We start from the raw sequence: 24,883 nt of genomic DNA on the forward strand, positions 1-24,883 counted from the left end.
GAGGATGTTCAGCATGAAGGACCGTGCCAATCGCCAGGGATTCGCGACCCGCGCCATCCATGCCGGCCAGCAACCCGACCCCACCACCGGCGCCATCATGGTGCCGATCTACGCCACCAGCACCTTTGTGCAGGAAAGCCCCGGTGTTCATAAGGGCTATGAATATGCCCGCAGCCAGAACCCGACCCGCATGGCCTATGAGGCCTGCATCGCCGATCTGGAATCAGGCCATCGCGGCTATGCCTTTGCCTCCGGTCTGGCGGCGGAGGCCACCATCCTGGAACTGCTGGATGCTGGCGCGCATGTCATCGCATCCGATGACCTGTATGGTGGCACATACCGCCTGCTGCATCGGGTGCGGTCGCGGACGGCCAACCTGTCGGTGACGACGGTCGACCTCTCGGACCTTGCGGCCGTGAAGGCGGCCATCCGTCCGGAAACCCGGATGATCTGGGTGGAAACGCCCACCAACCCGCTGCTGAAGCTGGCGGATCTGGAGGCGCTGGCGCACCTGGCCAAGACGCATAACCTGATCTCGGTTGCCGACAATACCTTTGCCAGCCCGTGGATTCAGCGGCCGCTGGAGCAGGGGTTCGATATCGTGGTCCATTCGGCCACCAAATATCTGAACGGCCATTCCGACATGGTGGGTGGTGTGGCCGTGGTCCGCGAGGCCGGCGAAATCGCCGACCGCATGGCCTTCCTGCACAATGCCGTTGGTGCCATCCAGGGACCATTTGACAGTTTTCTGGTGATGCGCAGCCTGAAGACCCTGGCCCTGCGTATGGAACGCCATTGCCAGAATGCAGCCGTGATCGCCGACTGGCTGGAAAAGCATCCATTGGTGGCCAAGGTGCGTTACCCGTTCCTGCCCAGCCATGCCCAGCATGATCTGGCCAAGCGCCAGATGCGGGCCGGCGGCGGCATGGTGACTATTCATCTGAAGGGCGGGCTGGAACCGGCACGCCGCATGCTAGAGCGCACCGAACTGTTCAGTCTGGCCGAAAGCCTGGGCGGGGTGGAAAGCCTGATCGAACATCCGGCGATCATGACCCATGCCAGTATCCCGCCCGAACAGCGCGCCGCCATCGGCATTGATGACGGTCTGGTCCGCCTGTCCGTGGGCGTGGAGGATGTGAACGACCTGCTGGCCGATCTGGAGCAGGCGCTGCGGTGACATGGGCGGCGGGGCAGGTGGTTTTCCGCTTGCCCCGCTGTCACTGATTGCCCAAATCTGGGACGTCGCCAGGGAGGGTGCCATGAGCCTTTATGAGAAGGATTTCTACGCCTGGGCCAACCAGCAGGCGGCCCTGCTGCGCGCGGGCAAGCTGGACGCCGCCGACATCGCCAACATTGCCGAGGAGATCGAGAGCATGGGGCGGACGGAGAAGCGCGAGCTGGTCAGCCGTCTCGCCGTGTTGTTGCTTCATCTGTTGAAATGGCAGTTTCAGCCAGGGTTGCGCAGCCGTAGCTGGACACTGACAGTGCGAGAGCAACGCCGACAACTGCTGCGGCATATGAAGGACAACCCCAGCCTTAAAGGCACTTTGGCAGAGTCGATCGATGAGGCCTATGGCGACGCTGTAATCGCCGCCGAACGTGAGACCGGGCTATCCAGTCATACATTCCCCACCACCTGCCCCTTCACCTATGAGCAGATGGCGGATGACGGGTTCTGGCCAGAATAAAAAAAATGGCGCCCGGATTGGGGCCGGGCGCCAGTTGTTCAGCAATCCATACACATACCGCCTACATGGCGACTCACCATGCCGGGTTCAGGGTCGGACTTCCCAAGCGAACTCGACATGGCAAGGGGTGTTCGGCATGGCCGCGATGGGGTTCATCTGCAGCCATGTCCAGAATTCCTTGAACGCCAACTGGGGGCGGGCCTGGGCATAAGCACCCAGACGACCGGCAACCCGTTCGCTCAGCGTCCGCGTCACTTCCTCATAAGCGATTTCAGGTAGCCCATGTGCAACCTGTACGTCGCCCGTGCGAGGGTCGGCCGCCCGAAAAGAATGGGCGCCATCGCGAAACGCATATGCAACTCGGATTGGTTCGTCTTGATACATCCTGTCCGTCCTCCAGCGGAGTACGAAGTTTATGTACCAAATGCCCGCCCGGACGGAAAGGAAAAATCCATTGCGCCATACGCAGTGCAGCAATCCGTCTTTTTGCGGGCTGTTCGCGAAAGGGTGTTTCAAATGAACATATGTAAAATAATTATGAGGGCGGGCATCCGGACACCGACGGTCAGCGGCATGACCATCGGTGTCCTCTGCCTCAATCGATCACGATTCGGGGAGGCGTACGGCCGCCACCGATGCTGATCTTGTCCCAAACCCGCGCGGCCACCATGCGGTACACCTTGGCATGATCGCTGTCGGGCTGGGAGATCACGATGGGGTCACCCCCGTCGCTGGTCTCCCGGATGGCGATATCCAGCGGCACCTCGCCCAGGAAATCGATGCCCAGCTTTTCAGCCTCGGCCCTGGCGCCGCCATGGCTGAAAATATCGCTGCGGTGGCCGCAATTGGGGCAGCAGAAATAGGACATGTTTTCCACGATGCCCAGGACGGGCACATCGACGCGGCGGAACATGTTCAGCCCTTTGCGTGCATCCAGCAGGGCGATGTCCTGTGGCGTGGAGACGATGACAGCGCCGGCCAGCGGCACATTCTGCGACAACGACAATTGGGCATCCCCGGTGCCCGGCGGCATATCGACCACCAGCACGTCCAATTCACCCCAGGCGACATCGCGCAGCATCTGCTGGATGGCGCCCATGACCATGGGACCACGCCAGATCATCGGCGTCTCCTCGGCCACGAGGAACCCCATGGACATGACCTTCACCCCGTGGCGGACCAGGGGACGCAGCACCTTGCCGTCGCTGGTCTCCGGCTTGCCTGACAGGCCCATCATGCGGGGCAGCGACGGGCCATAAATGTCGGCATCCAGTAACCCGACGCGCAGACCGTTGGCGGCCATGCCGAGGGCCAGATTGACAGCCGTGGTGGATTTACCCACCCCGCCCTTGCCAGACGCAACCGCGATGATGGCGCGCACGCCGGGCACGCCGATTTTGGCTGGTCTGGGTGGCGGGGCCGCTGCCGGCGCTGCATGGCTGTGGCCCTTATGGCCCTGATCGCCCCCCAGTTTCGGTGGGGCACGGTGCGCGGTCAGAACAGCGGTAACCGATGTGACACCGGCCAGGGCGTCCACTGCCTTTTCGGCGGCTTGGCGCAAGGGTTCCAATGCGGCACCGCGACCGGGGTCCACCTCCAGGGCAAAAGCCACATTGCCATCCTTCACCGTCAGGCCCGAAATCATGCCCAGCGAAACAATGTCGGAACCCCGGTCGGGGTCCTGCACAGTGCCGAGTGCTTTCAGAACCTGTTCCTCGCTGACCACGGCCATGGTTGAAAACCCCGTTTGCTTTCCAATATCTGCGTTGACCGATGGCCGAAGGGCCTTGTGTACGGTATGCCGCGATATATAGGGTGGCGTGACGTGCAGCGAAAGCGTCCTGTCCTTGCGGGCAGGCCTGTCGGTATGGCGGTTTGTGGGTCCAATCACCAAAGGGTCGGAAATATGCCCTGGAATAATCAAGGTGGCGGCAATGGCGGCGGACCCTGGGGTTCCCCCCCCGGTGGCGGCGGCAATGGCGGCGGTAACAACCCCTGGGGTCGTCCGCCCGGTGGTGGCGGACAGCCGCCCGGTGGCCCCGACCTGGAGGACCTGCTGCGCAAGGGCCAGGAACGGTTCAAGAACCTGACCCCCGGCGGTCTGGGTGGCGGCAAGGGCATCATGCTCGGCGTTGTGGCGCTGGGCCTGCTCTGGGGCCTGTCAGGCATTTACCGGGTTGAACCGGACGAGCAGGGTGTCGTCCTGCGATTCGGTGAGTATGTGCGGACCGAACAGCCGGGTCTGCGCTATCATCTGCCGGCCCCGATCGAAACGGTGGAGACGCCCAAGGTCACGCGCGTCAATCGTCTGGAGATCGGTTATCGCTCCGGCGCCGACAGCCGCCGCCCCGGTGGGGGGGACGTGCTGGACGAGAGCCTGATGCTGACCGGTGACGAAAACATCATCGACATCGACTTTACGGTCCTGTGGTTGATCAAGGATGCGGGCAATTATCTGTTCAAAATCCGCGATCCGGAAATGACCGTGAAGATGGCCGCTGAAAGCGCCATGCGTGAGGTGATCGGGCGTACCGACATCCAGCCTGCCTTGACCGAGGCGCGCCAGGATATCGAACAGCAGACCAAGATTCTGTTGCAGGCGATGCTGGACGAGTATCAGTCCGGTATCGAGATCAGCCAGGTGCAGTTGCAGAAGGTGGACCCGCCCGCCCCGGTGGTCGATGCGTTCAACGATGTGCAGCGCGCCCGCCAGGACCGTGAACGTCTGCGCAATGAGGCTGAGGCCTATCGCAATGACATCATCCCCCGCGCCCGCGGCGAGGCCGAGCAACTGATCCAGCAGGCATCAGCCTATCGTGAGCAGGTGGTGAGCCTGGCCCAGGGTGATGCACAGCGCTTTGCCCAGGTGCTGGCGGCCTATAACCAGGCGCCGGAGATCACGGCACGCCGCATGTATCTGGAGACGATGCAGGAGGTGCTGAGCGGTACCAACAAGATCATCATCGACCAGGGCAAGGCTGGTGGTGTGGTGCCCTATCTGCCGCTGAACGAACTGACCAACCAGCTCCGTCAACAGACGCCGGCCGCTCCGGCCGCGCCGCGCCAGTAAGGGGGACGGACCATGAGCACAAAACTCGTTGTTGCCGGCGTTGCCGCCGCCGCCACTGTCATTCTGGCGTCGGCCTCGCTGTTCACCGTCAGCCAGACGCAGCAGGCCTTGGTGGTGCAGTTGGGTGAGCCCAAGCGCACCATCCAGGAGCCGGGTCTGCATGCCAAGATCCCGTTCGTGCAGAATGTGGTGTTCCTGGATGCCCGTGTCCTGGATGTTGACCCGCCCGTCGAACAGGTGATCCTGGCGGACCAGAAGCGCCTGGAAGTGGATGCGTTCGCCCGATACCGGATCAAGGACCCGCTGAAATTCTATCAGTCGGTCGGTAATGAAATGGTGGCGGAACAGCGCCTCGCCGCCACTGTCAATTCCTCGCTGCGCCGTGTCCTGGGTAGTGCCACGTTGCTGAACGTGCTCTCCAAGGAGCGCGTGAAGGTGATGTCGGATATCAAGGCACAGGTGAACCTGGAAGCGGCCGGCTTCGGGGTGGAAATTGTGGATGTTCGTATCCGCCGTGCCGACCTGCCGGAGGCTACATCCCAAGCCGTTTATGAGCGTATGCGGTCGGAGCGTGAGCGCGAAGCCCGTGAGGCCCGCGCCCAGGGTAACGAGCAGGCCCAGCAAATCCGCAGCCGGGCTGAACGTGAACGCACCGTCATCCTGGCCGAAGCCCAGCGCGACAGTCAGGTTCTGCGCGGTGAGGGGGACAATCAGGCCATCCGCATTCTGGCCGAATCTGCCGGCAAGAACCCCGACTTCTATGCCTTTTATCGTTCGCTGGATGCGTATCGGGCAGCGATGAAGGGGGAGAACACGCAGATGGTGCTGTCGCCGGATAGCGATTTCTTCCGTTACTTCAACGGCACGGGCACCGTGACCAGACGGTGATGTTTCCGCGCGGGGTGGCAGGCTGTCACCCCGCGTCCCTTCTTTCCCGGACCCTGTCGTGACAGATTTTCTAACCGCCCTCGCCTTGGTCTTTGTGATCGAGGGTCTGCTTTATGCCATCGCACCCAATTCCATGCGGGACATGGCGCAGCGCATTACCGGGATGGAACCGGTCATGCTTCGCCGGATCGGCCTGGGTGCCGCCATCCTGGGCGTTGTGGCCATTGCGGCCATTCGGGGGTGAGTGAGGCCGGCGGCCGCCTGTCGGCGCACAGCCCGACCGACTTTCGCTGAACCGAACACTGCCCAAGGGGCCAATGGGTCCGCTTTTGCGCGCCCAAACTTCCGCTTGTTACGAAGGAAGGCTTCGCAACGCAGTCTTTCACGCTATATTCCTTGGTTGTCGGCGTGCCCCTACCGGGCCGGTGCGCCGGTGCGTGCCCCGGGGTGTGGCGCGGATGATCGGCCCCTGGAGATTGACGTGATCGACGCCTTCCGTTCCCGTTCCGCCCGTGTGTCCGCCGGGACCGTCGTCCGGGAAGGCCGCGTGGCCGGCCTTTTGTCGCTGCTGGTGGTATCCGCCGCCCTGATTTTCACCCCGCCGGCCCTGGCCCAGCGCGGCGCACCCGACAGTTTCGCACCGCTGGCCGAAAAGACACTGCCGTCTGTGGTCAATATCTCGACCAGTCAGACGATCCAGAACAAGCCGGGTGGTCGTGGTGCAGTTCCCATGCCCGACTTCCCGCCCGGTTCGCCTATGGAGGAGTTTTTCCGCGACTTCCTGGAACGCCAGCAGCAGGGCCAGGGTGCCCCACGCAAGGCGCAGTCGCTGGGCTCAGGTTTCATCATTGATGCGTCGGGCTATATCGTCACCAACAATCATGTGATTGAGGGTGCTGACGAAATCACGGTGATTTTCCAGGATGCAGAGCAGACGGAATTAAAAGCCAAGCTGATCGGCACCGACAAGGAGACCGATCTGGCCCTGCTGAAGGTGGAAACCAAGCAGAAGCTGACGGCCCTGAAATGGGGTGACAGCGATGTGCTGAAGGTTGGCGATTGGGTGGTGGCCATCGGCAATCCGTTTGGCCTGGGCGGCACCGTGACGGCTGGCATCGTATCGGCCCGCGCCCGCGATATCGGCGCCGGGCGGTTTGATGATTTCATTCAGACCGACGCCGCCATCAACCAGGGTAATTCCGGCGGCCCGCTGGTCAATTTGGCTGGCGACGTGGTGGGCATCAATTCCGCCATTTACAGCCGCACGGGCGGTTCGGTCGGCATCGGGTTCGCCATTCCGTCCAGCATGGCCCGTACCGTAATCGAAGAGATTCGCAAGGCCGGTAAGGTGCGGCGTGGCTGGCTGGGCGTGCAGATCCAGTCGGTGACCCCGGAAATCGCCGAAAGTATGGGTCTGGCCCATAATAAAGGCGCCCTGGTCGGCACCGTCACGGAAGGCAGCCCCGCGGCGGCGGCCGGTCTGCGGCCGGGAGATGTTATCCTGAGCTTTGATGGCAAAGAGGTGGCCAATAACCGCACCCTGCCGCGCATGGTGGCCGGCACGCCGGTGGGCACCAAGGTCAATGTCGGCATCTCCCGCAAGGGGGCGGCCATGAATGTCGGTGTGACGCTGGCTGAATTCCCCGAGGATCAGTCCGCTGCCGCCGAGGAAGAACCCGAAGAGGAAAAGCCCGGCCAGGGTGCTGCACAACAGCAGGTGGAGGCGCTGGGCCTGTCCGTTTCCGCCATCACGGCCGACCTGCGTAAGCAGTTTGAAATCGCTGAAAGCGTGAAGGGCGTGGTCATTACCAAGGTCAGCCCCAACGCACCGCCGCAGTCGCGTCAGTTGCGCCCCGGCGACGTGGTGCTGGAGGTCAGCCAGCAACCGGTCGGCAGTCCCGCCGATGTGCAGGACCGGGTCGCCAAGGCCAAAGCTGCCGGTCAGAAGGCTGTGCTGCTGTTGGTCGAGCGCCGTGGTGAACAGACCTTCCTGGCCCTGTCCCTGGAAGGGGCCGCGCCGTAAGTCTAACCGGTTTCAGAACGGAGGCAGGGGGTCGCCGGTATCCGGCGGCCCCTTTTCTGTGTCGGCGTCGTACATGGATTGCGTCCGTCCTCGCATACGCCTAGGCTTTTCGCCGGTATGCAGATGCACAGGGAAGGCTGCCATGACGCTTGCCCGCAATGTATTCGGCCTGGCTGGTTGGAGCGGCAGCGGCAAAACCACCCTGATGGCGCGGCTGATCCCGACCCTGTCGGCGCGCGGGTTGAGCGTAGCCACCGTCAAGCATGCCCATCACGCCTTCGATATCGACCAGCCCGGCAAGGATAGTTATGTCCACCGTATGGCCGGCGCGCAGGAGGTTCTGGTGGCATCGGCCAACCGCTGGGCCCTGATGCATGAGAATCGGGGCGGGCCGGAACCGACGCTGGCCGACCTGCTGAGCAAGTTGTCGCCCGTCGACCTGATTCTGGTGGAAGGGTTCAAGCGCGATGCCCATCCCAAGCTGGAAGTGCATCGCCCGTCCAACGGCAAGGCCCCGCTGTGGCCCGATGATCCGCGCATCGTGGCCGTGGCCAGCGATATCGCCTTGCCGGATTGCCCGTTGCCGGTGCTGGACCTGAACGATGTCGATGCCGTCGCCGACATGATCCAGCGGATCACCGGGGTGAGCAGATGAGCGGCAGGGATTGTTTCGGAGCCGAACCGAAACTGCTGACGGTACCGGCAGCCCTTGGCCTGATTGCCGACCGTTTCAGTATCGTTGCGGAAGCGGAATGGGTAGCATTGCCGGGGGCCTTGGACCGGGTGTTGGCGGCGGATATCGTCAGCCCTATGGACCTGCCCCCCTTCGATAACAGTGCCATGGATGGCTATGCATTGCGTGCCACGGACCTGGGTTGCGCGCTGCCCGTGGCGGGAACCCTGTTCGCGGGTGACGCCCCTGTTGCTGCTCCGCCGCCGGGCACGGCGCTGCGCATCTTCACGGGCGCGCCGATGCCGGCGGGTCTGGATGTGGTGGTGATGCAGGAGGCGGTGCTGTCGGAGGGGGATCACATCCGCCTGCCCACCGGCCTGCATCCGGGCAGCAATGTCCGGCGAAAAGGAGAGGATGTGGCGGCGGGGCAGGTGGCCCTTCCCGCCGGACGCCGTCTGCGGCCACGGGATATCGGCCTGACGGCCGCGCTGGGCATGAACCGACTATCGGTGTACCGCCCCCTGCGCGTGGCCCTGTTCTCCACCGGTGACGAGTTGACGGAACCGGGCGGTACCCTGGCGCCCGGTGGCATCTATGACAGCAACCGCGCCCTGCTGCGCGGGTTGTTGGCGCGGCTGGGCTGTGTTGTGACCGATCTGGGCATCCTGGCCGATGACGCGGGCATTATCCGCGCGGCGCTGGCCGATGCCGCCGGGAACCATGACCTGATCCTCACCTCTGGCGGGGTATCGGCGGGGGATGCAGACCATGTGAAGGCGGCGGTGATGGCGTTGGGCGGGCTGGACCTCTGGAAACTGGCTTTGAAACCCGGCAAGCCCTTTGCCCTGGGCCATGTTGGGCGGGCGGCCTTCGCCGGCCTGCCGGGGAACCCCGTGGCCATGCTGGTCAGTTTCCTGTTGCTGGTGCGGCCCCTGATCCAGCGTTTGGCCGGCGAGGTGCCGACGCCGCTGCCCCTGCTGACGGCGCCTGCTGGCTTCGCCCATGCCAAGAAGGCGGGCCGGCGGGAATATCTGCGTGTCAGCATCGGCCCGGACGGTGTGGCGCATGCGGATCCCGATGATGGTGCCGCCATGCTGGGCCGCCTGACCCGGGCGGATGCGCTAGCAGAGTTGGGGGAAGAGGTGGTTCGGGTGCAGCCAGGGGACCCGGTGCGGGTGCTGCCACTGGCGTTGCTGGGGGCTTGAAAATAAATCCGATAATGGATATATTCCGACCATCGCTTCAAGAGGAGCTTTGATGTTCGGGATTGTCGTCATCCGCTGACCCGCCGCCTCTGGCCGGTCAGTCTTCGCATAAGACCATGCTTTGCCGCGCGGCGTGCCGGCGGGGGTGTGGCTGCGTCAGCCCTTATGCTGAACGGACGACGACATCCTTATCATGAATATCTCAAAGCCGGAGCAGCGGACGCTGCACGCGCTGGCCCAGGGTGGCCGCATCAACCTGATCCGTAACGAAGCCAATCACCGTGACATCCAGGATGTGGAATGCCTGACGCGCGACGGTTGGCTGCTGGTGGACTGCACCTTGCCGATCTTCCGCAAACTGAAGGCGCGGCGGCTGATTGCCTCGCGCGATGGCGGGCCGTATCGTACCACGCGGGATGGTCTGGCGGCGGTGCGGCCGCAACTGGACAACCGCTGAAAAGACAAGCCCCGGTGCCGTTTCCAGCACCGGGGCTTTGATCCCTTACATATTCGGGTAGTTCGGACCCCCGCCGCCCTCCGGCACGGTCCAGACAATGTTCTGGAGCGGGTCCTTGATGTCGCAGGTTTTGCAGTGGACGCAGTTCTGCGCGTTGATGACAAAGCGCGGATGCTGGCCATTATCGTCGCGCACCACCTCATACACGCCAGCGGGGCAGTAACGCTGGGCCGGTTCGTCGTAATTGGGCAGGTTATGCTCAATGGGGATCGACGGGTCCTTCAGCTTCAGATGCGCCGGCTGATTTTCCTCATGATTGGTGTTGGAGATGAACACCGATGACAGGCGGTCGAAGCTGATCACGCCGTCGGGCTTGGGATACTTGATCTTCTTCGCCATGTTGGCCGGCTGAAGGCTTTCATGGTCAGCCTTGGTGTGGTGCAGGGTGTAGGGCAGGAACTTGCCCAGACCCAGATCATGCGCCCACATCTGAATGCCGCCATGCAGGTTGCCCAGCAGCAATCCTGCCTTCAGGCCCGGCTTGACGTTGCGGACCTTGAACAGGTCCTCATAGACCCAGCTATCCTTCCAGGACTGCTCATACGCGGTCAGGGTATCGCTGCCCGACCCGGCCACCAGCTTGTCGAACGCGGCCTCCGCCGCCAGCATGCCGGTCTTCATGGCATTGTGGGTGCCCTTGATGCGGGGCACATTCACAAAGCCGGCGGAACAGCCGATCAGGGCGCCGCCGGGGAAGGTCAGTTTCGGCACCGACTGCAACCCGCCCTCATTGATGGCGCGGGCGCCATAGGACAGGCGCTTGCCACCCTCCAGATACTTGCGCACGAACGGGTGCTGCTTGAAGCGCTGGAATTCCTCAAATGGCGACAGATGCGGGTTGGCGTAATCCAGGTTCACCACGAAGCCGATGGATACCTGATTATCCTCCAGATGATACATCCAGGAACCACCCGCCGTGCTGCTGTCCAACGGCCAGCCCTGGGTGTGGATGACCAGACCCTGCTGGTGCATTTCCGGGTCGATCTGCCACAGTTCCTTGATGCCGATGCCGTATTTCTGCACATCGCAGTCCGACCGCAGATCGAACTTTTCCATCAACTGCTTGGACAGGTTGCCGCGCACACCCTCGGCAAAGAAGGTATATTTGCCGTGCAGTTCCATGCCGGGGGTGAAGTTGTGGGTCGGCTCGCCATCCTTGCCGATGCCCATGTCGCCGGTCGCGACACCCTTGACGCTGCCATCCTCATGGAACAGCACCTCGGCCGCGGCGAAGCCGGGGTAGATCTCAACGCCCAGCTCTTCGGCCTGACCCGCCAGCCAGCGGCAGAGATTACCCAGACTGATGGCGTAGTTGCCGTCATTGTGCATCAGGGGCGGCAGCAGGAAGTTCGGGACGCGGATGCCGCCCTTGTCCGACAGGATATAGAACCGGTCGTCGGTCACGGGCGTGTTCAGCGGTGCGCCCTTTTCCTTCCAGTCGGGGATCAGCTCATTCAGCGCGCGGGGGTCGATGACATTGCCCGACAGGATATGGGCACCCACTTCGGAGCCCTTTTCCAGCACGCAGACGCTGACCTCCTGGCCCTTCTCCGCCGCCAGTTGCTTCAGCCGGATCGCCGCAGACAGGCCCGAGGGGCCTGCGCCAACGATCACGACATCATATTCCATCGATTCGCGTTCCATACCCATCCCACCGCTTGTTTTCAGCACGCCTTTCGACCGTTCGTGCCTTTTTTGCAGGCCCGTATAATCCAGTCGCCGCGCCGCTGCTGGCCCGTCCAGCGGGGCCGATCCTCTACGACGCTGTTAAGACAGCATAGGCCGGTGGTAGGGTCAAACCATGATTGGCGTTGTTGAATCCGTCTCCGCCCTGCGGTTCCTGCTGGATTGCGGGGTTGATGAGGTGATCGGGGAAGAGCCGACCGATTGGTCGGCCCTGTCGCCGCGTCCGCGCGCCCAAAGTGCCGTAGCGTCACCAGCCCCGCCCCAGCCTGGGCCGACCCCGTCCGTGCCGCAGCCGGCCCCGCGACAAAATGTGCCGCAAGCGCCACCACCGGCCCGCCCCCCCGATCCCGTGCCTCTGGGTGCCGTGGAGGCTGGCCAGTCAGCAAGGGCTGCGTCGTCGGCTGTCCAGACCCTGGACGCGTTGAAAGCGGCGTTGGCCGCCTTTGATGGATGCGCCTTGAAGAAGACGGCGACCAACCTTGTGTTTGGTATGGGCAGCCGTCAGGCGCGCATCATGCTGATCGGAGAGGCGCCAGGCGAGAATGAGGACCGGCAGGGCCTGCCTTTTGTGGGGCCGGCAGGGCAGTTGCTGGACCGGATGCTGGGGGCCATCGGGCTGGACCGGCATGCCGATGATCCGGCCAAGGCTGTCTACATCACCAATATGCTGCCGTGGCGTCCGCCCGGCAACCGCAGCCCGACCGACAGCGAGATTGCCGCCTGCATGCCCTTCATGGTGCGGCATATCGAGCTGTTGTCGCCCGATTTCCTGATCTTTGCGGGGGGCATTTCTGCCAAAGCGATGTTGAACAGGACAGAGGGCATTACCCGTCTGCGCGGCCGCTGGTTCGATTATGGCAGTGCTGGTTTGACAAAGACCGTGCCAGCGATGCCGATGCTGCACCCGGCCTATCTTCTGCGCAACCCCGATGCCAAGCGGGAGGCCTGGAAGGATCTGCTGGCGCTCAAGCTCCGGCTGAACGCGGAAGCGTGATCGCCGCCCCTCACCCCTGAGGCCCCAGCGGCAAGGTGACGGTGCAGCGCAGACCGCTTGCCATCCATTGCATGTCGATCTTGCCGCCCAGTTGGTGGCGCAGCACCTGACCCAGCAGGGTAGAGCCGAAGCCCTGTCGGGTAGGTGTGCCCGAAAGGGTCGGGCCACCGGTTTCAGTCCAGGTCAGCTCCAACGTGCCACGGCGGATCGACCAGTCGACCGTCACCTTGCCTTCCGGCTGTGACAAGGCGCCGTGCTTGGCGGCATTGGTGGCCAGTTCGTGGAATACCAGCCCCAAGGACTGCACGATGTCCGCCCCCAGCCGCACACGGGGGCCGCGCAGGGTTAATTGCGCCCGGTCGGCGGTAAAGGCCAGCACCTCATCATCGATCAACCGTTCCAGATCGGCACCCGACCAAGCGGCCTGGGCCAGCAGGCTGTGAGACCGGGCGAGCGAGGAGATGCGCCCCTCCACCGCACTGGTAAAGGCCTCAATCGTATCGGCACGGCTGAGGCGGACCACGGCCTGCGCCACCGCCAGTGCATTCTTGGCACGATGGTCGACTTCCCGCATCAGCAGCCTTTGCCTATCCTCCGCCTCATACCGGCCTGTCACATCCATGGCAGTGGCGGTACAGCCGATAATGCGCCCCGTGTCATCCCGGATCGGCACGGCATTGACGGACAAAATCTGTCTTGCGCCTGTTTTGGGGTCGCGCAGGGCATATTCGCCGTCCCGCACCTCTTCCCCGGCCAAGGCCCTGGCAGTGGGGTAATCCACGCTGGACAGGGGACGGCCATCCAGGCTGGTGGCTTGCCACAGCGCAGCGTCGTGGCGAACGCCGATGATGGCGCTGCGTGACAGGCCCAGAATACGTTCGGCCGCTGCATTCACATCGGTAAACCGGCCATCAGGCCCGATCTCCATGATGGCGACGGGCGCCGTATTGACCAGCCGGCTCAGCCGTTCCTCACTGCGCCGAAGATCGTCCAATGCAATATCAAGATGGCCGGTCCGTTCCCGTACCCGCGCTTCCAGCGCCACGTTTGAGCTGCGCAGTTGGCCCTGTGCCAGTTCAGCCTGCCGGATCTGACGCAGGGCAACGATGGCAAGCGGCAGCAGCAGCAACGTTGCAACGATTGCGAAGCTGAAATGGCCCAGGGCGGCCCACCCCCATTCTGATTGCAAACCCGCCGTTGAAACGCCGTAAACGATCCGGACCGGCACCCGATCGACATCGGCCACCGCATAAAGCCGCTCCTGACCGTCAAAAGGTGAGGTGGTCGTCAGCATGCCGGTGGTCGGGTTACGGCGCGCCATCAGATCGGCGACGTTGCCCAGCACTGTGCCCGGTTCCATTGTCGAGGGATGTCGGACCAGAACTTCCCCATCATCACGGACCAGCATCACTTCTGCGTCGGGATGATTGGTGATGCTGGCATAGAAGGATTCAAAATAGGCGGGGCGCAGCGACACCTGCACCACTCCCAGGAAGCTCCCGTCATGCCCCTCAACCCGACGGGACAAGGCAAAGAACACCTCCGGATTCAGGCGACCCGACAGGCGGGCACTGATATGCGGTCCGATGACCCCATCCTCATGGGGTACGAAGTAATCGCGGTCGGCCACATTCAGTTCCGGAACCGGCCAGCGCATCGTGCTGATCCGCACCTGTCCGGCAGCGTCCACCAGCCAGTAAGACTGAACCTCTGGCGCTTCGCCGGCCAGATCACGCAGCCATTCAAACAGGCGGGGTGTTGCGGCTACCCCATCCCAGCCTTGGCTGCGGACCAGCCATTCGGTATTGCGCAGGACCAGAGCATGCGCGCCCATCAGTCGCGCCGCGTGTTCGGAAAGCTGATCGGCCTGGGCACGGGTATCGGCACTGGCCCGATCCATCACGCGCGCACGGCCCAGCAGCAGTTCAGCCGCGAACAGGGCAAGAGCGACCAGCAACGCCGTCAATGCCAGCCAGACGACGGCGCGTGATGGGTTGGCGGCCGGCGCATTCACAGTCGACGTCGCCACTTGCTGGTCGAAGACATCCTGCAAATCGCCGCCCTCGGTTCGCGTGAGCTATAGCAGATACGCGCGATGACGATTTCCGGGAAGCTGTTTCATCGGTAGAGGTCGATCTATGACGAAACGCATAGGTTCCCCGTCGGCGCCGGGCGGACGCGCGTAATGCGGCGTTGTTTCGGTCAGTTTCGGGGGCTATGGTGCGCCGCCTTTTCGTAAAGCAGTTTGGAAGCATTTCCGCATGACCAGCGCCCCGATCCAAGCCGCCACCCGCATTGATCGTCGCTTTGCAGCCCTGAAGCAGCAGGGCCGTGGCGGTCTTGTCACCTTCATCACGGCCGGCGACCCCGACCATGAGACCAGCCTGGCCCTGCTCAAAGGGCTGCCTGGTGCCGGTGCCGACGTCATCGAACTGGGCATGCCCTTTACCGATCCGATGGCCGATGGCCCCGCCATCCAGGCCGCCGGCTTGCGCGCGCTGAACAAGGGCGCGCGGATGACACGCACGCTTGAGATGGTGCGCGCCTTTCGTCTGGGCGATGACGAGACACCGCTGGTCCTGATGGGTTACTACAACCCGATCTATTCCTATGGCGTGGAACGGTTCCTGGCGGATGCACGTGAAGCCGGCGTTGATGGGCTCATCGTCGTTGACCTGCCGCCGGAGGAAGATGGCGAACTCTGCGAACCGGCGTTGAAAGCCGGGGTCAACTTCATTCGCCTGACCACGCCCACTACGGATGATGAACGGATGCCGGCTGTGCTGGCCAATACGTCGGGCTTTGTCTATTACGTGTCCGTTACTGGCATCACCGGGGCCGGCAGCGCCAGCAACGCCGCGATCGACGAGGCCGTGGCCCGCCTGCGCCGGCACACAGACCTGCCGCTGGCCGTCGGTTTCGGCATCACGACGCCCGAACAGGCCGCCGCTGTGGCCCGTGTCGCCGACGCCGCCGTGGTCGGCAGCGCCATTGTCCGTCAGATCGAGGCCAACCTGGACACCGACGGCAAGCCCGCTGCCGGTCTGGTGGAGAATGTGCTAGAGTTCGTGCGGGCGCTGGCCCAGGGCGTGCGGACCGCCCGGGGGTAAGTGCCAGGACCCGCGAGGTGCGCCATGGCTTATGCGTATGAGATTGGTGACGAATTGCCGCCACCGCCGACGCGGGCGGAGGTCGAGGCTGATCTCGCGGACTGGAAGGCGCGCCTTGTCGAACTTGTAACTACTCTCCGGCATTGGGCGACAGAGGTTCCTGGCATTCGCTGCGTGGTCGTAGAGACCGAGAAGCACGAACGCAAAATGGCATTGGTCGGCATCCATCAGCCCATAGGCTTGCCGCTTCTGCTTATCGACAGAAAGCCGTCACAGGCCCAGGAAACATTGCCTGCCCAGTCGGGTGAAACACCGGCCTTAGGCCAAGGCGGCATGTCCGTTTGGCCCGACGCCCGCTGGGTGATCGGTACCCGCGGCCAGGTTTGGATTCAATCCACTGACTTGCTCGAGACGTTGGTGGACATCGGTAAGCCGGGCGCACCAGACTGGCGTTATACTCAGCATGGCGAGTTCTTGCGTCCACTCACAAAAGAATCATTCCAATCAATAGTTAAGAGATTGCAGTGAGCCCGTTCAAGGACATCATTGATGCCCATGAGGTCGCTGATGATGCGACACGTAAAAAAATGGGTACAGTTGCTATGGCGGGTCATGATGATCATTTCGTTGAACTTTACCACCTGTCGATAATTGCAGCGAACGCTTACTTTTTCATGCTGTTCGCCCGCTTCGAGCATCGGGTAACTGAATTGGCCATGATCCGAGTGGAAGCAGGCCGCCAAGCCACCATCGCATCTGATCGCCGCGTCTGGGCTGTGCTTGATGTCAAGAAAATGGACTTCCTCCGTCGATTGGCACTGTTGACGGACAAGGGGTCGTCGGATTACGCAACTGTCAAAGAGCTATATGAGGATCGTAACGCCATTGCTCATGGCAGTCTCGTCGAGACGAAGCCGAACGTGAAGGTGGTTGCGACCATACTCAGCGGGGTTCTCTCCCGCCTTGAAGGTACCCCATGAACTGGCTGACCAACTTCGTTAAACCCAAGATCCAGGCCCTCGTCTCCAAGAAGGAGGTCCCGGACAATCTCTGGCATAAATGCCCGTCCTGCGGCGCGATGCTGTTCCATCGTGACCTGGAGGAGCAGTTGCATGTCTGCCAGCATTGCGGCCACCATATGCGTCTGGACCCCGTGCGCCGGCTGAAGACGCTGTTAGATCCGGGCTATCAGATGATCGAACTGCCCAAGGTGGTGGTCGATCCGTTGAAGTTCCGGGATCAGAAGCGCTACACCGACCGGCTCAAGGAAGCGCAGACCAAGACGGGCCGGCAGGACGCCATTGTCGTGGCCCATGGCAAGATCAACGGCCAGGGCGCCGTGGTCGCCGCTTTTGACTTCAACTTCATGGGCGGCTCCATGGGCATGGCGGTCGGTGAGGGCCTGTTGGCCGCCGCCCGGTTGGCTGTATTGCAGCAGGTACCGCTGATCGCCATCCCGGCCTCGGGCGGGGCGCGCATGCAGGAGGCGATCTTGTCGCTGATGCAGATGCCGCGCACCGTCATCGCCGTGGAAATGGTCAAAGAAGCCGGTCTGCCCTATATCGTGTTGCTGACCGATCCGACCACGGGCGGCGTCACGGCCAGTTTTGCCATGCTGGGTGATATCCATATCGCAGAGCCCGGAGCCCAGATCGGCTTTGCCGGTGCGCGCGTCATTGAAAGCACGATCCGTGAAACCCTGCCCGAAGGGTTCCAGCGGTCGGAATATCTGCGCGATCATGGCATGGTTGACATGGTGGTCCATCGCAAGGAACTGCGTGAGACTCTGGGCCGGCTTATCGACCTGCTGCGCCGCCCCGGCCCCAGTGCCGATATCGTCAAGATCGGTCGTGGCAGTGGCGACCGTGCGACTGGCCGTAAGGGCAGTGGCCCGGCGGTCAGCGCCATCCAGGGCGGTGCCGGTTACCAATGATCAAGGCGGCCCCGCTGCTGCCCGCCTCTCCCCGGCTGGAGGCGGCGCTGGAACGGATGCGGCAGTTGCATCCGGTGGTCATCGACCTGTCGCTGGGACGGATTGAGCGGTTGCTGGCGCGTCTGGGGCATCCGGAGCGCCGGCTGCCCCCGACCGTCCATGTCGCGGGCACGAATGGCAAAGGCAGCACGGTTGCCTTCCTGCGTGCCATGGCTGAGGCGGCCGGGCACCGGGTTCACGTTTACACCTCGCCGCATCTGGTCCGCTTTAACGAGCGTATCCGCTTGGCTGGTAACCTGATCGGCGATGATGATCTGGCCGATATCCTGGAAGAGGTTGAAAAGGCCAATGCCGGCGATCCCATCACCTTTTTCGAGGTGACCACGGCGGCCGCTTTTCTGGCCTTTTCGCGTGTGCCAGCGGATCTGCTGATCCTGGAGGTCGGGCTGGGCGGGCGGTTGGATGCCACGAATGTCATTGATGCCCCGGTGGTCAGCCTGCTCACCCGCATTTCGTTAGATCATACGCAGTTCCTGGGTCCTACCCTGGCGGATATCGCGGGCGAGAAGGCTGGCATCATCAAGGCGGGGCGACATGCCATCGCCGGGCGGCAAGCCGATCCGGTGGTAGAACATGTCTTTGCCAACCGGGCGGCAGCCTTGGCGGCGCCGCTTGCGCTGCATGGGCGTGATTGGTCGGTGTCCGCCAATGAAACGGGGTTCCGGTTCGAGGACAGGACCCGCCGGTTGGACCTGCCGCCGCCCGGCCTGATGGGCGCGCATCAGGTGGACAATGCCGGCCTGGCCATCGCCGCGACAGCATTCCTGCCGGTCAGAATCGAAGAGGATGCCATCCGTCAGGGCCTGGCCCGTGTGGAATGGCCAGCGCGGCTTCAGCGTCTGACGCGGGGCCCCCTGCCTGATCTGCTGCCGGCCGGATGGGACCTGTTCCTGGATGGCGGGCACAATGACAGCGCCGGAGAGGTTCTGGCCCTGCAACTGGCGGCCTGGGGGGCTGAGGGGCGGCCACTGGATGTGGTGTTCGGCATGCTGGGATCAAAGCGGCCGCTGGATTTCCTGCGCCCCGTGGCCCCCTATGTCCGTCGGTTGCGGGCCGTGGCTATTCCCGGCGAACCCAACAGTGTCACGGCCGCCGATGCCGCCGCTTTCGCGCGTCAGGCGGGAATGGAAGCCGATGCGGCCTTAGATGTGGCCGGCGCTGTTGCGGAACTGGCGGCCCTGGGGCGGGAAGGGATGCCGGCCCGGTTGCTGATCTGTGGATCACTCTATCTGGCGGGGACTGTGCTGGCCCGGAACGGTTGAGCACAAGAAAATGCCGTCCCTTCACGGAGATAAAGGGACGGCATCAAGTTTCCTCTGGGAACAGAAAGAGATGAAAGCAGAAGTGAAGACCAGATCGCGTGCCGGTTAATCAGTCGGCGGCCCGCAACATGGCAGTGTAAATTGCCATTACAGCTTCGATGCTGATCCCGCCGGCGCGGGCGCCTGCCGTCAGCATCTCCTGTGTCGGCTTCACGGGAACAGCCGTCAGGCCGCGAATACCCATCTGTTCGACCTCGTTCAAAGCGAAACGCATCCGGTCGCTCAACATGGTTTCGTTGACATTGGTGAACATGCGGGCCGCGTCCTTCATGACGATTGCTCCTGATCCCTGATCAGCCGGCGCGGTGGTCGCAACACCGATCCGCCCTGTGGATGTTTGACTATAGGCGCGCCTCCCACCAACGCTCTACTGTGCAGACGTATAGTTTTGTTAAATGCCGTGATGTTCGTAACCGTTCGCCTCTTTTCGCCTCTGGCTTGCATCTGTTGGCCGCGTTATAGCCGCGCTGGCAGTCGCCGCGCTTTCGGATTAGGGTGGCGTCCTTCCTTTTGTCTTTTGAACGAAGACCATGGCATCCCCCATCTTTCACATGTGCCGCGCCGACGAGTGGCAGGCGGCCCTGGCCGCCGGTCGCTATGAGGGTTCCTCACAGGACCAGGCGGACGGGTTCATTCATTTCTCGACAGCGGCGCAATTGCCGGAAAGTGCCGCTAAGCACCGCGCGGGACAGACAGGCCTGCTGCTGTTGACGGTTGATGCGCCAGCCTGCGGTGATGCCCTGAGATGGGAAGCGTCGCGCGGGGGACAATTGTTCCCGCATCTTTATGGTCCGCTGTTGCCTGCCGCCGTGATCCGCGTCGATCCGCTGCCGCTGGGCGCCGATGGCCGTCATGTGATGCCGGCCCATGTGTCGGAGGGGAACTGAATGGTCGATCTTTACCCTCTGGCCCGTCCGTTCCTGATGGCGATGGATGCGGAGCAGGCGCATAATCTGACCATCGCGGCGCTGAAGACCGGGCTGGTGCCCGGTGGGTCGCGTCGGGACCCGGCCAGTTTGTCCACCCGTGTCTTCGGACTGGATTTCGCCAATCCTATCGGGCTGGCTGCCGGTTTTGACAAGAATGCCGAAGTGCCCGACGCCATGTTGAAGCTGGGTTTCGGCTTTGTCGAATGTGGCACGGTGACCCCGCGTCCACAGGACGGCAACCCCAAGCCCCGCCTGTTCCGGGTGCCCACGGCCCAGGCGGTGATCAACCGCTTCGGGTTCAACAACCAAGGGCTTGAGGTCTATGCGGAACGGTTGCAGGCCCGGTCCGGCCGTTCAGGCATCGTTGGCGCCAATGTCGGCAAGAACAAAGAAACGGCAGACGCGGCGAGCGATTACACGGCCTGTATTCGCCGGGTAGCACCGCTGGCCAGTTATCTGGTCGTCAATGTCTCCTCCCCCAATACGCCAGGTCTGCGCACCCTGCAATCGCGTGATGCGTTGGCCGATCTTCTGGGGCAATGTCTGGCCGCGCGGGCGGAAACAGGGGCCAAACCGCCGCTGCTGCTGAAGGTAGCGCCCGACCTGACGGATGAGGACAAGGCTGACATTGCCGCAGTGGTCCTGAACAGCGGCATTGACGGGCTGATCGTGTCCAACACCACGTTGGCCCGCCCGGCGGCCATCCCGTCCGCCTTGGCGGCCGAAGCTGGTGGCCTGTCGGGCCGGCCGTTGCTGGAACCATCCACCAAGGTATTGGGCGAATTCTATCAATTGTTGGGCGGCCGGTTGCCGTTGATCGGTGTTGGCGGTGTGTCGTCGGGCGCCGATGCTTATGCCAAAATTCGTGCCGGGGCCAGTTTGGTACAGCTATACTCGGCGCTGGCCTATCAGGGACCGGGGCTGGTGGGGCGGATAAAGGCCGAGTTGGCGATGCGGCTGGCCGATGATGGTTATGCCCATGTGGCCGACGCGGTAGGGGCTGCCCACCGCAAGGGTTAATCCAGGTCGGGGAGAAGGGTTGCGCATGCATTGGTTCCGCCATCTGGTATTCGCCGCCGTGTATATCGCCCTGGCGCTGGTCGTGGCGCTGACCTTGCCCCTTTCGGTGACGGGCATGGATGGGCACACGGCTCTGCTGTTCGGGCTGGCGATTCTCACGTTCGGCGGGTTGCTGCATGAATTCTGGTCTCGCCAGGATGAACGCAACCGGCTGGAAGGCCGGATCTGGGAAATTGAGGCAGGGCTGGAGGAAATGCGCCTGCAACTGGATGCGCAGCGCGGCCATTCCGGTGCCATGCCCGCCGACCCGTCGGAGGTGGCGGCTGTGCTGTCAGAGGCACGGGTGCTGGAGCGTCTGGCCGACCGGTTGCCGACACATGTTGCAAGGTCGGCGCCGGCAGTGGTCGGGGGAGCCGATGCCGGCCCGCTTTTTGCGCCACGCCCCCTGACGGCGCAGCCTGTACCCACGGATACCGGCGCCATCCTGGATCATGTTCGCGAGGCGTTGCGCACCGATCAGGTGGATATCTTCTTGCAGCCCGTGGTGAGCCTGCCACAGCGCAAACATCGCTACTACGAACTGTTTTCCCGTATCCGCGCGGGACTGGATGCAGATGGCAAGCCGCGTTACCTGCTGCCAGAGCAGTATCTGGGTGTGGCCGCCGATGCCGGGCTGATCGCCACTATCGACAATCTGCTGCTGTTCCGCTGCATCCAGTTGCTACGGGAGACGGAGAAGCGCCACCAGAATGTCGGCTTCTTTTGCAATATCTCCGCGGCTACGCTGAACGATGCTGCCTTTATGCGGGAATTTGTGACCTACATGGGCCAGAACCCCAATCTGGCGACGAAGCTGGTTTTTGAGTTGTCGCAGGATGATTTGATGCAGGGCGGTCTGTTCGCCACCAGCTTCCTGGACGGGTTGCGGCGCCTTGGCTTCCATTTCTCCATGGATCAGGTCTACCGCCTGGATCTGGATTGGAACGAGTTGGCACGCCACGAAATCCGTTTTGTGAAGCTGGATGCGGCCCGTCTGCTCGACCCCGATGGCCGCTTTGCCGACCCGCGTGCTGTGCGAGAGTTGCGGCAGCAGTTGGACCGCAACAATATCGACCTGATTGTAGAGAAGGTCGAAACAGAGGCCCAGCTTTTGGAACTGCTGGACCTCTATATCGACTTCGGTCAGGGCTATCTTTTCGGCGAGCCAAGACTAGCCCGCAAACAGGCCGGCAGTTAAGCCCGGTCAGGCCGCCGCCGCCTCTGTCCGGTAGCCGGCGCGCAGCAGATCGGCCAGCCGGCGCCGTAATTCGGCATTCTCCCGCTCCAACTGTTCCAGGCGCCGGATCATGGCCGGCTTCTCCCCCGCCTGGTCCTGACGCCAGCGGTAATAGGTGACACGGGTCACGCCCAGTTCGCGGGCGATATCCACGATCTTGTAGCCTTCGTTCAGCAGTGCGTCGGCCAAGGCCAGTTTCTGCTCCACCTCTTCGGTGGTGTAACGACGCTTCAACATGCCCTTACTCCCTGATGGGTGGTTCGTTGCCTTCACTCGGCGGCATCCCGCCATTGTCCGGCAACCCAGGTGCCGGTAACCGTCAATGTCTGGTCCAGCAGCACGAGATCCGCCCGCCATCCCGCCTGGATGCGACCCAGCCGGTCGTCGAGATGCAGGAAGCGCGCGGGATAAAGCGAGGCCATGCGCAGCGCTTCTTCTACATCCACACCCATCAGATGGATGGCGTTGCGCACCGCCTGAGCCATGTCGATATCGGCCCCGGCCAGGGTGCCGTCATCGGTGACCAGGCGCCCATCACGGCGATGGATGGTCTGCCCGTAAAGCTGGAAATTGGTTGCATCGGTGCCTGTCGGCGGCATGGCATCGGTCACCAGCATCAACCCGCCCGGTCCCTTGGCCGCCAACGCCAGACGTAACATGGCGGGATGCACATGCACCCCATCCACGATGATGCCGCAAACGGTATCGCGGGCCGTCAGGGCGGCCCCGGCGATGCCTGGCTCCCGGTTGGCCAGCGGCGGCATGGCGTTGAACAGATGGGTGAAGCCGGTCAGGCCAGCATCCACCGCTGCCAGGGTCTGGGCAAAGCTGGCTGCCGAATGCGCCCCCGCCACAATCACGCCTGCCGCCACCAGTCGCGTAATCTCGGCTGGTGTCACCCGGTCCGGGGCCAGGGACAGCAGTACACGAGCATCATGCGCGCCAAACCGGTCGGGCAGCCCTTCCAGGAAATCCAGATCACTTTCGCTGGCTTGCCGTACATGGTCCAGATTATGGACCCCGCGCCGTTCCGGCGTCAGGAACGGGCCTTCCAGATGCACCCCAATGACGCCGGACCCGATCACAGCACTGGCAGAGGCTGCCGCCAGGGCGGCCGCCTGCATCCCCTCCACCCGATCGGTGATGAAGGTGGGCAGCAGGGCGGTGGTGCCGAACCGGCGATGGGCCCGCGCGATGGCCAGCGCCGCCTCGCGCGTCGGCGTGTCGTTGAACAGCACCCCGCCGCCGCCATTAACCTGGGTATCGATGAAACCGGGCGCCAGCAACATGTCGGGCGACAGGCGCCGCAGGGCCACCCCGGCAGGCGCCGTGGAACCGGGCGGCAGGACCGCCGCCACCCGTTCACCCTGGATCAGGATATCGGCATTGATGGTGCGGGTGCCGGTAAAGACGCGCGCACCGGTTAACAGGGTGCCCGTCATCACACCGTCTCCGTTACCTTGCGCAGGTTGGCGGGCACGTCGGGGTTCAGGCCGCGGCGTTGAGACACGGTATGGATGGCCATGTAAAAGCTCTGCACCGCCGCCAGCGGGGCCAGTTCCGGGGCCAAGTCTGGCACTGACGGTAGCGGGATCACGCCCTTCACACTGTCATCGCTGCTGAAGACCGGCGCGCCGAGATCGACGCAGCGGGCGATGGCTGCCCGCGTGGCCGCCGCCGTCGCGTCATTCTGGTTGATGGCCAGGACAGGGAAATCGGGGCCGACCAGGGCCAGCGGCCCGTGGATGACCTCTGCCGCGCTGAACGCTTCGGCATGCAGGCGGCAGGTTTCCTTGCATTTCAGGGCCATTTCCATAATAGCCCCCGTGCCGACGCCACGCCCGATGATGTAAAGCCCCGTCTTATCCGTCAGAGACAGCAGGGCGGGCGTCCAGTCCAGTTCCGCCGCCGCTGACAGGGCCGCCGGGGCCTGGGATGCCGTATGACGCAGGGCGGCATCCTCCTTCCATTCCGCCACCATGGACAGGAAGGCAAAGCAGGCGGTCAGGTAGGATTTGGTGGCCGCCACACTGATTTCCGGTCCGGCGCAGAGCGGGATGAACAGGTCTGCCGCCTCGGCCAGAGGTGATGTCTCGTCATTCACGAAGGCCACGACATAGGCCCCGCCCTTCCTGGCCGCCGCCGCCAGACGCAGCAGGTCCGGGCTACGTCCGCTCTGCGACACGGCCACAAACAGGGCGCCATCGACCTTCAAATCAGTATTGTACAACGACACGACCGACGGGCCGACCGACGCAACAGGCAGGCCCAGATGGGTTTCGATCAGGTACTTGCCGTAGGTGGCGGCATGGTCTGAGCTGCCGCGCGCACAGGTCACCACCAGCGACGGGTTCAGGTCGCGCAACTTGGACCCCAGAACGCTGAACAAAGGGCCACAGCGCTCGATCTGACGCTGAATGGCGGCGGCACTTTCCGCCGCTTCAACGGCCATCTTGGTGCTGGTGCTGTCGGGCTTGGTCATCGCTTTG

General features: G+C 63.2%; 26 protein-coding genes. 18 read left to right on the top strand and 8 right to left on the bottom strand.

Going from position 1 to position 24,883, the window contains the following annotated elements; genetic code table 11:
* Positions 1-13 precede the first annotated feature (13 nt).
* Together CHU95_RS15975 and CHU95_RS15980 are read left to right on the top strand one after the other, a co-directional pair.
* On the top strand, positions 14-1,177 hold the full coding sequence (locus tag CHU95_RS15975; protein WP_094457939.1) for a cystathionine gamma-synthase: 1,164 nt from the start codon (positions 14-16) through the stop codon (positions 1,175-1,177).
* 82 nt (positions 1,178-1,259) lie between these two features.
* A complete protein-coding gene (locus tag CHU95_RS15980; RefSeq protein ID WP_094457940.1) occupies positions 1,260-1,688 on the top strand; it encodes a DUF29 domain-containing protein in 429 nt (142 codons plus the stop codon).
* 87 nt (positions 1,689-1,775) lie between these two features.
* Here CHU95_RS15980 and CHU95_RS22545 read toward each other — a convergent pair whose 3' ends face one another.
* Positions 1,776-1,943, bottom strand: a complete 168-nt coding sequence (locus CHU95_RS22545) for a hypothetical protein (RefSeq protein ID WP_165772222.1) — start codon at positions 1,941-1,943, stop codon at positions 1,776-1,778.
* Positions 1,944-2,283: 340 nt separating this feature from the next.
* Positions 2,284-3,420: an iron-sulfur cluster carrier protein ApbC gene (apbC, locus tag CHU95_RS15990; RefSeq protein WP_094457351.1), complete on the bottom strand. Its 1,137-nt coding sequence runs from the start codon at positions 3,418-3,420 to the stop codon at positions 2,284-2,286.
* A gap of 174 nt (positions 3,421-3,594) precedes the next feature.
* Between apbC and hflK the strand changes: the two genes are divergently transcribed.
* From hflK to CHU95_RS16025, 7 genes are all read left to right on the top strand, one after another.
* Positions 3,595-4,758, top strand: coding sequence for an FtsH protease activity modulator HflK (hflK, locus tag CHU95_RS15995; protein WP_094457352.1), 1,164 nt, complete (start codon positions 3,595-3,597; stop codon positions 4,756-4,758).
* 12 nt (positions 4,759-4,770) lie between these two features.
* On the top strand, positions 4,771-5,646 hold the full coding sequence (gene hflC / locus CHU95_RS16000; RefSeq protein ID WP_094457353.1) for a protease modulator HflC: 876 nt from the start codon (positions 4,771-4,773) through the stop codon (positions 5,644-5,646).
* Positions 5,647-5,704: 58 nt separating this feature from the next.
* Complete coding sequence (locus tag CHU95_RS16005; RefSeq protein ID WP_094457354.1) at positions 5,705-5,890, top strand: DUF2065 domain-containing protein; 186 nt, start codon at positions 5,705-5,707, stop codon at positions 5,888-5,890.
* A gap of 237 nt (positions 5,891-6,127) precedes the next feature.
* Positions 6,128-7,669, top strand: coding sequence for a DegQ family serine endoprotease (locus tag CHU95_RS16010; protein WP_245838339.1), 1,542 nt, complete (start codon positions 6,128-6,130; stop codon positions 7,667-7,669).
* A 142-nt stretch (positions 7,670-7,811) separates the two neighbouring features.
* Entirely contained in the window at positions 7,812-8,324 is a 513-nt protein-coding gene (mobB, locus tag CHU95_RS16015) for a molybdopterin-guanine dinucleotide biosynthesis protein B (RefSeq protein WP_094457355.1), read from the top strand.
* The gene (locus tag CHU95_RS16020; RefSeq protein ID WP_094457356.1) at positions 8,321-9,547 is read left to right on the top strand and encodes a molybdopterin molybdotransferase MoeA; all 1,227 of its coding nucleotides are present in this window, start codon (positions 8,321-8,323) and stop codon (positions 9,545-9,547) included. The genes mobB and CHU95_RS16020 overlap by 4 nt, the downstream gene beginning before the upstream one ends.
* A 193-nt stretch (positions 9,548-9,740) precedes the next feature.
* Positions 9,741-10,004, top strand: coding sequence for a YjhX family toxin (locus tag CHU95_RS16025; RefSeq protein WP_094457357.1), 264 nt, complete (start codon positions 9,741-9,743; stop codon positions 10,002-10,004).
* A 45-nt stretch (positions 10,005-10,049) separates the two neighbouring features.
* Here CHU95_RS16025 and CHU95_RS16030 read toward each other — a convergent pair whose 3' ends face one another.
* The gene (locus CHU95_RS16030) at positions 10,050-11,708 is read right to left on the bottom strand and encodes an electron transfer flavoprotein-ubiquinone oxidoreductase (protein ID WP_207762524.1); all 1,659 of its coding nucleotides are present in this window, start codon (positions 11,706-11,708) and stop codon (positions 10,050-10,052) included.
* 157 nt (positions 11,709-11,865) lie between these two features.
* On the opposite strand from CHU95_RS16030, the gene CHU95_RS16035 reads away from it, so the two are divergent.
* Positions 11,866-12,744 carry a uracil-DNA glycosylase gene (locus tag CHU95_RS16035; protein ID WP_094457358.1) on the top strand — a complete coding sequence of 293 codons (879 nt, stop codon included), beginning with the start codon at positions 11,866-11,868 and terminating at the stop codon, positions 12,742-12,744.
* 10 nt (positions 12,745-12,754) lie between these two features.
* On the opposite strand, the gene CHU95_RS16040 is transcribed toward CHU95_RS16035, so the two are convergent.
* Positions 12,755-14,797: an HWE histidine kinase domain-containing protein gene (locus tag CHU95_RS16040; protein ID WP_094457359.1), complete on the bottom strand. Its 2,043-nt coding sequence runs from the start codon at positions 14,795-14,797 to the stop codon at positions 12,755-12,757.
* Positions 14,798-15,005: 208 nt separating this feature from the next.
* Here CHU95_RS16040 and trpA point away from each other — a divergent pair, with 208 nt between their 5' ends.
* From trpA to CHU95_RS16065, 5 genes are read left to right on the top strand one after another with little or no spacing between them, the layout of a single operon-like run.
* Positions 15,006-15,854: a tryptophan synthase subunit alpha gene (gene trpA, locus CHU95_RS16045; protein ID WP_094457360.1), complete on the top strand. Its 849-nt coding sequence runs from the start codon at positions 15,006-15,008 to the stop codon at positions 15,852-15,854.
* Between the two features lie 24 nt (positions 15,855-15,878).
* Positions 15,879-16,382 (top strand): hypothetical protein, encoded by a 504-nt coding sequence (locus CHU95_RS16050; protein ID WP_094457361.1) that lies wholly within the window; start codon positions 15,879-15,881, stop codon positions 16,380-16,382.
* Complete coding sequence (locus CHU95_RS16055) at positions 16,379-16,834, top strand: hypothetical protein (protein ID WP_133065548.1); 456 nt, start codon at positions 16,379-16,381, stop codon at positions 16,832-16,834. The genes CHU95_RS16050 and CHU95_RS16055 overlap by 4 nt, the downstream gene beginning before the upstream one ends.
* Positions 16,831-17,787 (top strand): acetyl-CoA carboxylase, carboxyltransferase subunit beta, encoded by a 957-nt coding sequence (accD, locus tag CHU95_RS16060; protein WP_094457363.1) that lies wholly within the window; start codon positions 16,831-16,833, stop codon positions 17,785-17,787. Before CHU95_RS16055 ends, accD begins: the two co-directional genes overlap by 4 nt.
* Positions 17,784-19,109: a bifunctional folylpolyglutamate synthase/dihydrofolate synthase gene (locus CHU95_RS16065; RefSeq protein WP_094457364.1), complete on the top strand. Its 1,326-nt coding sequence runs from the start codon at positions 17,784-17,786 to the stop codon at positions 19,107-19,109. Before accD ends, CHU95_RS16065 begins: the two co-directional genes overlap by 4 nt.
* 109 nt (positions 19,110-19,218) lie before the next feature.
* Here the strand turns inward: CHU95_RS16065 and CHU95_RS16070 are convergent, their stop codons facing one another.
* Positions 19,219-19,440 (bottom strand): hypothetical protein, encoded by a 222-nt coding sequence (locus CHU95_RS16070; RefSeq protein ID WP_094457365.1) that lies wholly within the window; start codon positions 19,438-19,440, stop codon positions 19,219-19,221.
* A 259-nt stretch (positions 19,441-19,699) separates the two neighbouring features.
* On the opposite strand from CHU95_RS16070, the gene CHU95_RS16075 reads away from it, so the two are divergent.
* From CHU95_RS16075 to CHU95_RS16085, 3 genes are read left to right on the top strand one after another with little or no spacing between them, the layout of a single operon-like run.
* Positions 19,700-20,056 (top strand): DUF952 domain-containing protein, encoded by a 357-nt coding sequence (locus CHU95_RS16075; RefSeq protein ID WP_094457366.1) that lies wholly within the window; start codon positions 19,700-19,702, stop codon positions 20,054-20,056.
* Positions 20,057-21,118: a quinone-dependent dihydroorotate dehydrogenase gene (locus CHU95_RS16080; protein ID WP_094457367.1), complete on the top strand. Its 1,062-nt coding sequence runs from the start codon at positions 20,057-20,059 to the stop codon at positions 21,116-21,118.
* Between the two features lie 25 nt (positions 21,119-21,143).
* Positions 21,144-22,355 (top strand): EAL domain-containing protein, encoded by a 1,212-nt coding sequence (locus tag CHU95_RS16085; RefSeq protein ID WP_094457368.1) that lies wholly within the window; start codon positions 21,144-21,146, stop codon positions 22,353-22,355.
* A 6-nt stretch (positions 22,356-22,361) separates the two neighbouring features.
* Here the strand turns inward: CHU95_RS16085 and CHU95_RS16090 are convergent, their stop codons facing one another.
* Genes CHU95_RS16090 through CHU95_RS16100 form a run of 3 tightly spaced genes read right to left on the bottom strand, consistent with a single transcriptional unit; the run spans position 22,362 to position 24,876 of the window.
* Positions 22,362-22,631: a transposase gene (locus tag CHU95_RS16090; RefSeq protein ID WP_165772223.1), complete on the bottom strand. Its 270-nt coding sequence runs from the start codon at positions 22,629-22,631 to the stop codon at positions 22,362-22,364.
* A gap of 32 nt (positions 22,632-22,663) precedes the next feature.
* The gene (gene nagA / locus CHU95_RS16095; protein ID WP_094457370.1) at positions 22,664-23,836 is read right to left on the bottom strand and encodes an N-acetylglucosamine-6-phosphate deacetylase; all 1,173 of its coding nucleotides are present in this window, start codon (positions 23,834-23,836) and stop codon (positions 22,664-22,666) included.
* The gene (locus CHU95_RS16100; protein WP_094457371.1) at positions 23,836-24,876 is read right to left on the bottom strand and encodes an SIS domain-containing protein; all 1,041 of its coding nucleotides are present in this window, start codon (positions 24,874-24,876) and stop codon (positions 23,836-23,838) included. Before CHU95_RS16100 ends, nagA begins: the two co-directional genes overlap by 1 nt.
* Between the last annotated feature and the right edge of the window lie 7 nt (positions 24,877-24,883).

The sequence above is a fragment of the Niveispirillum lacus genome (assembly GCF_002251795.1).
Classification (GTDB): domain Bacteria; phylum Pseudomonadota; class Alphaproteobacteria; order Azospirillales; family Azospirillaceae; genus Niveispirillum; species Niveispirillum lacus.

What these genes read in the sequence shown, in the direction of transcription:
- CHU95_RS15975 (WP_094457939.1), top strand. Translation starts at nt 14, where the DNA reads ATGAAGGACCGTGCCAATCGCCAGGGATTCGCGACCCGCGCCATCCAT.
- CHU95_RS15980 (WP_094457940.1), top strand. Translation starts at nt 1,260, where the DNA reads ATGAGCCTTTATGAGAAGGATTTCTACGCCTGGGCCAACCAGCAGGCG.
- apbC (WP_094457351.1), bottom strand. Translation starts at nt 3,420, where the DNA reads ATGGCCGTGGTCAGCGAGGAACAGGTTCTGAAAGCACTCGGCACTGTG.
- hflK (WP_094457352.1), top strand. Translation starts at nt 3,595, where the DNA reads ATGCCCTGGAATAATCAAGGTGGCGGCAATGGCGGCGGACCCTGGGGT.
- hflC (WP_094457353.1), top strand. Translation starts at nt 4,771, where the DNA reads ATGAGCACAAAACTCGTTGTTGCCGGCGTTGCCGCCGCCGCCACTGTC.
- mobB (WP_094457355.1), top strand. Translation starts at nt 7,812, where the DNA reads ATGACGCTTGCCCGCAATGTATTCGGCCTGGCTGGTTGGAGCGGCAGC.
- CHU95_RS16020 (WP_094457356.1), top strand. Translation starts at nt 8,321, where the DNA reads ATGAGCGGCAGGGATTGTTTCGGAGCCGAACCGAAACTGCTGACGGTA.
- CHU95_RS16025 (WP_094457357.1), top strand. Translation starts at nt 9,741, where the DNA reads ATGAATATCTCAAAGCCGGAGCAGCGGACGCTGCACGCGCTGGCCCAG.
- CHU95_RS16030 (WP_207762524.1), bottom strand. Translation starts at nt 11,708, where the DNA reads ATGGAACGCGAATCGATGGAATATGATGTCGTGATCGTTGGCGCAGGC.
- CHU95_RS16035 (WP_094457358.1), top strand. Translation starts at nt 11,866, where the DNA reads ATGATTGGCGTTGTTGAATCCGTCTCCGCCCTGCGGTTCCTGCTGGAT.
- trpA (WP_094457360.1), top strand. Translation starts at nt 15,006, where the DNA reads ATGACCAGCGCCCCGATCCAAGCCGCCACCCGCATTGATCGTCGCTTT.
- CHU95_RS16050 (WP_094457361.1), top strand. Translation starts at nt 15,879, where the DNA reads ATGGCTTATGCGTATGAGATTGGTGACGAATTGCCGCCACCGCCGACG.
- accD (WP_094457363.1), top strand. Translation starts at nt 16,831, where the DNA reads ATGAACTGGCTGACCAACTTCGTTAAACCCAAGATCCAGGCCCTCGTC.
- CHU95_RS16065 (WP_094457364.1), top strand. Translation starts at nt 17,784, where the DNA reads ATGATCAAGGCGGCCCCGCTGCTGCCCGCCTCTCCCCGGCTGGAGGCG.
- CHU95_RS16070 (WP_094457365.1), bottom strand. Translation starts at nt 19,440, where the DNA reads ATGAAGGACGCGGCCCGCATGTTCACCAATGTCAACGAAACCATGTTG.
- CHU95_RS16075 (WP_094457366.1), top strand. Translation starts at nt 19,700, where the DNA reads ATGGCATCCCCCATCTTTCACATGTGCCGCGCCGACGAGTGGCAGGCG.
- CHU95_RS16080 (WP_094457367.1), top strand. Translation starts at nt 20,057, where the DNA reads ATGGTCGATCTTTACCCTCTGGCCCGTCCGTTCCTGATGGCGATGGAT.
- CHU95_RS16085 (WP_094457368.1), top strand. Translation starts at nt 21,144, where the DNA reads ATGCATTGGTTCCGCCATCTGGTATTCGCCGCCGTGTATATCGCCCTG.
- CHU95_RS16090 (WP_165772223.1), bottom strand. Translation starts at nt 22,631, where the DNA reads ATGTTGAAGCGTCGTTACACCACCGAAGAGGTGGAGCAGAAACTGGCC.
- nagA (WP_094457370.1), bottom strand. Translation starts at nt 23,836, where the DNA reads ATGACGGGCACCCTGTTAACCGGTGCGCGCGTCTTTACCGGCACCCGC.
- CHU95_RS16100 (WP_094457371.1), bottom strand. Translation starts at nt 24,876, where the DNA reads ATGACCAAGCCCGACAGCACCAGCACCAAGATGGCCGTTGAAGCGGCG.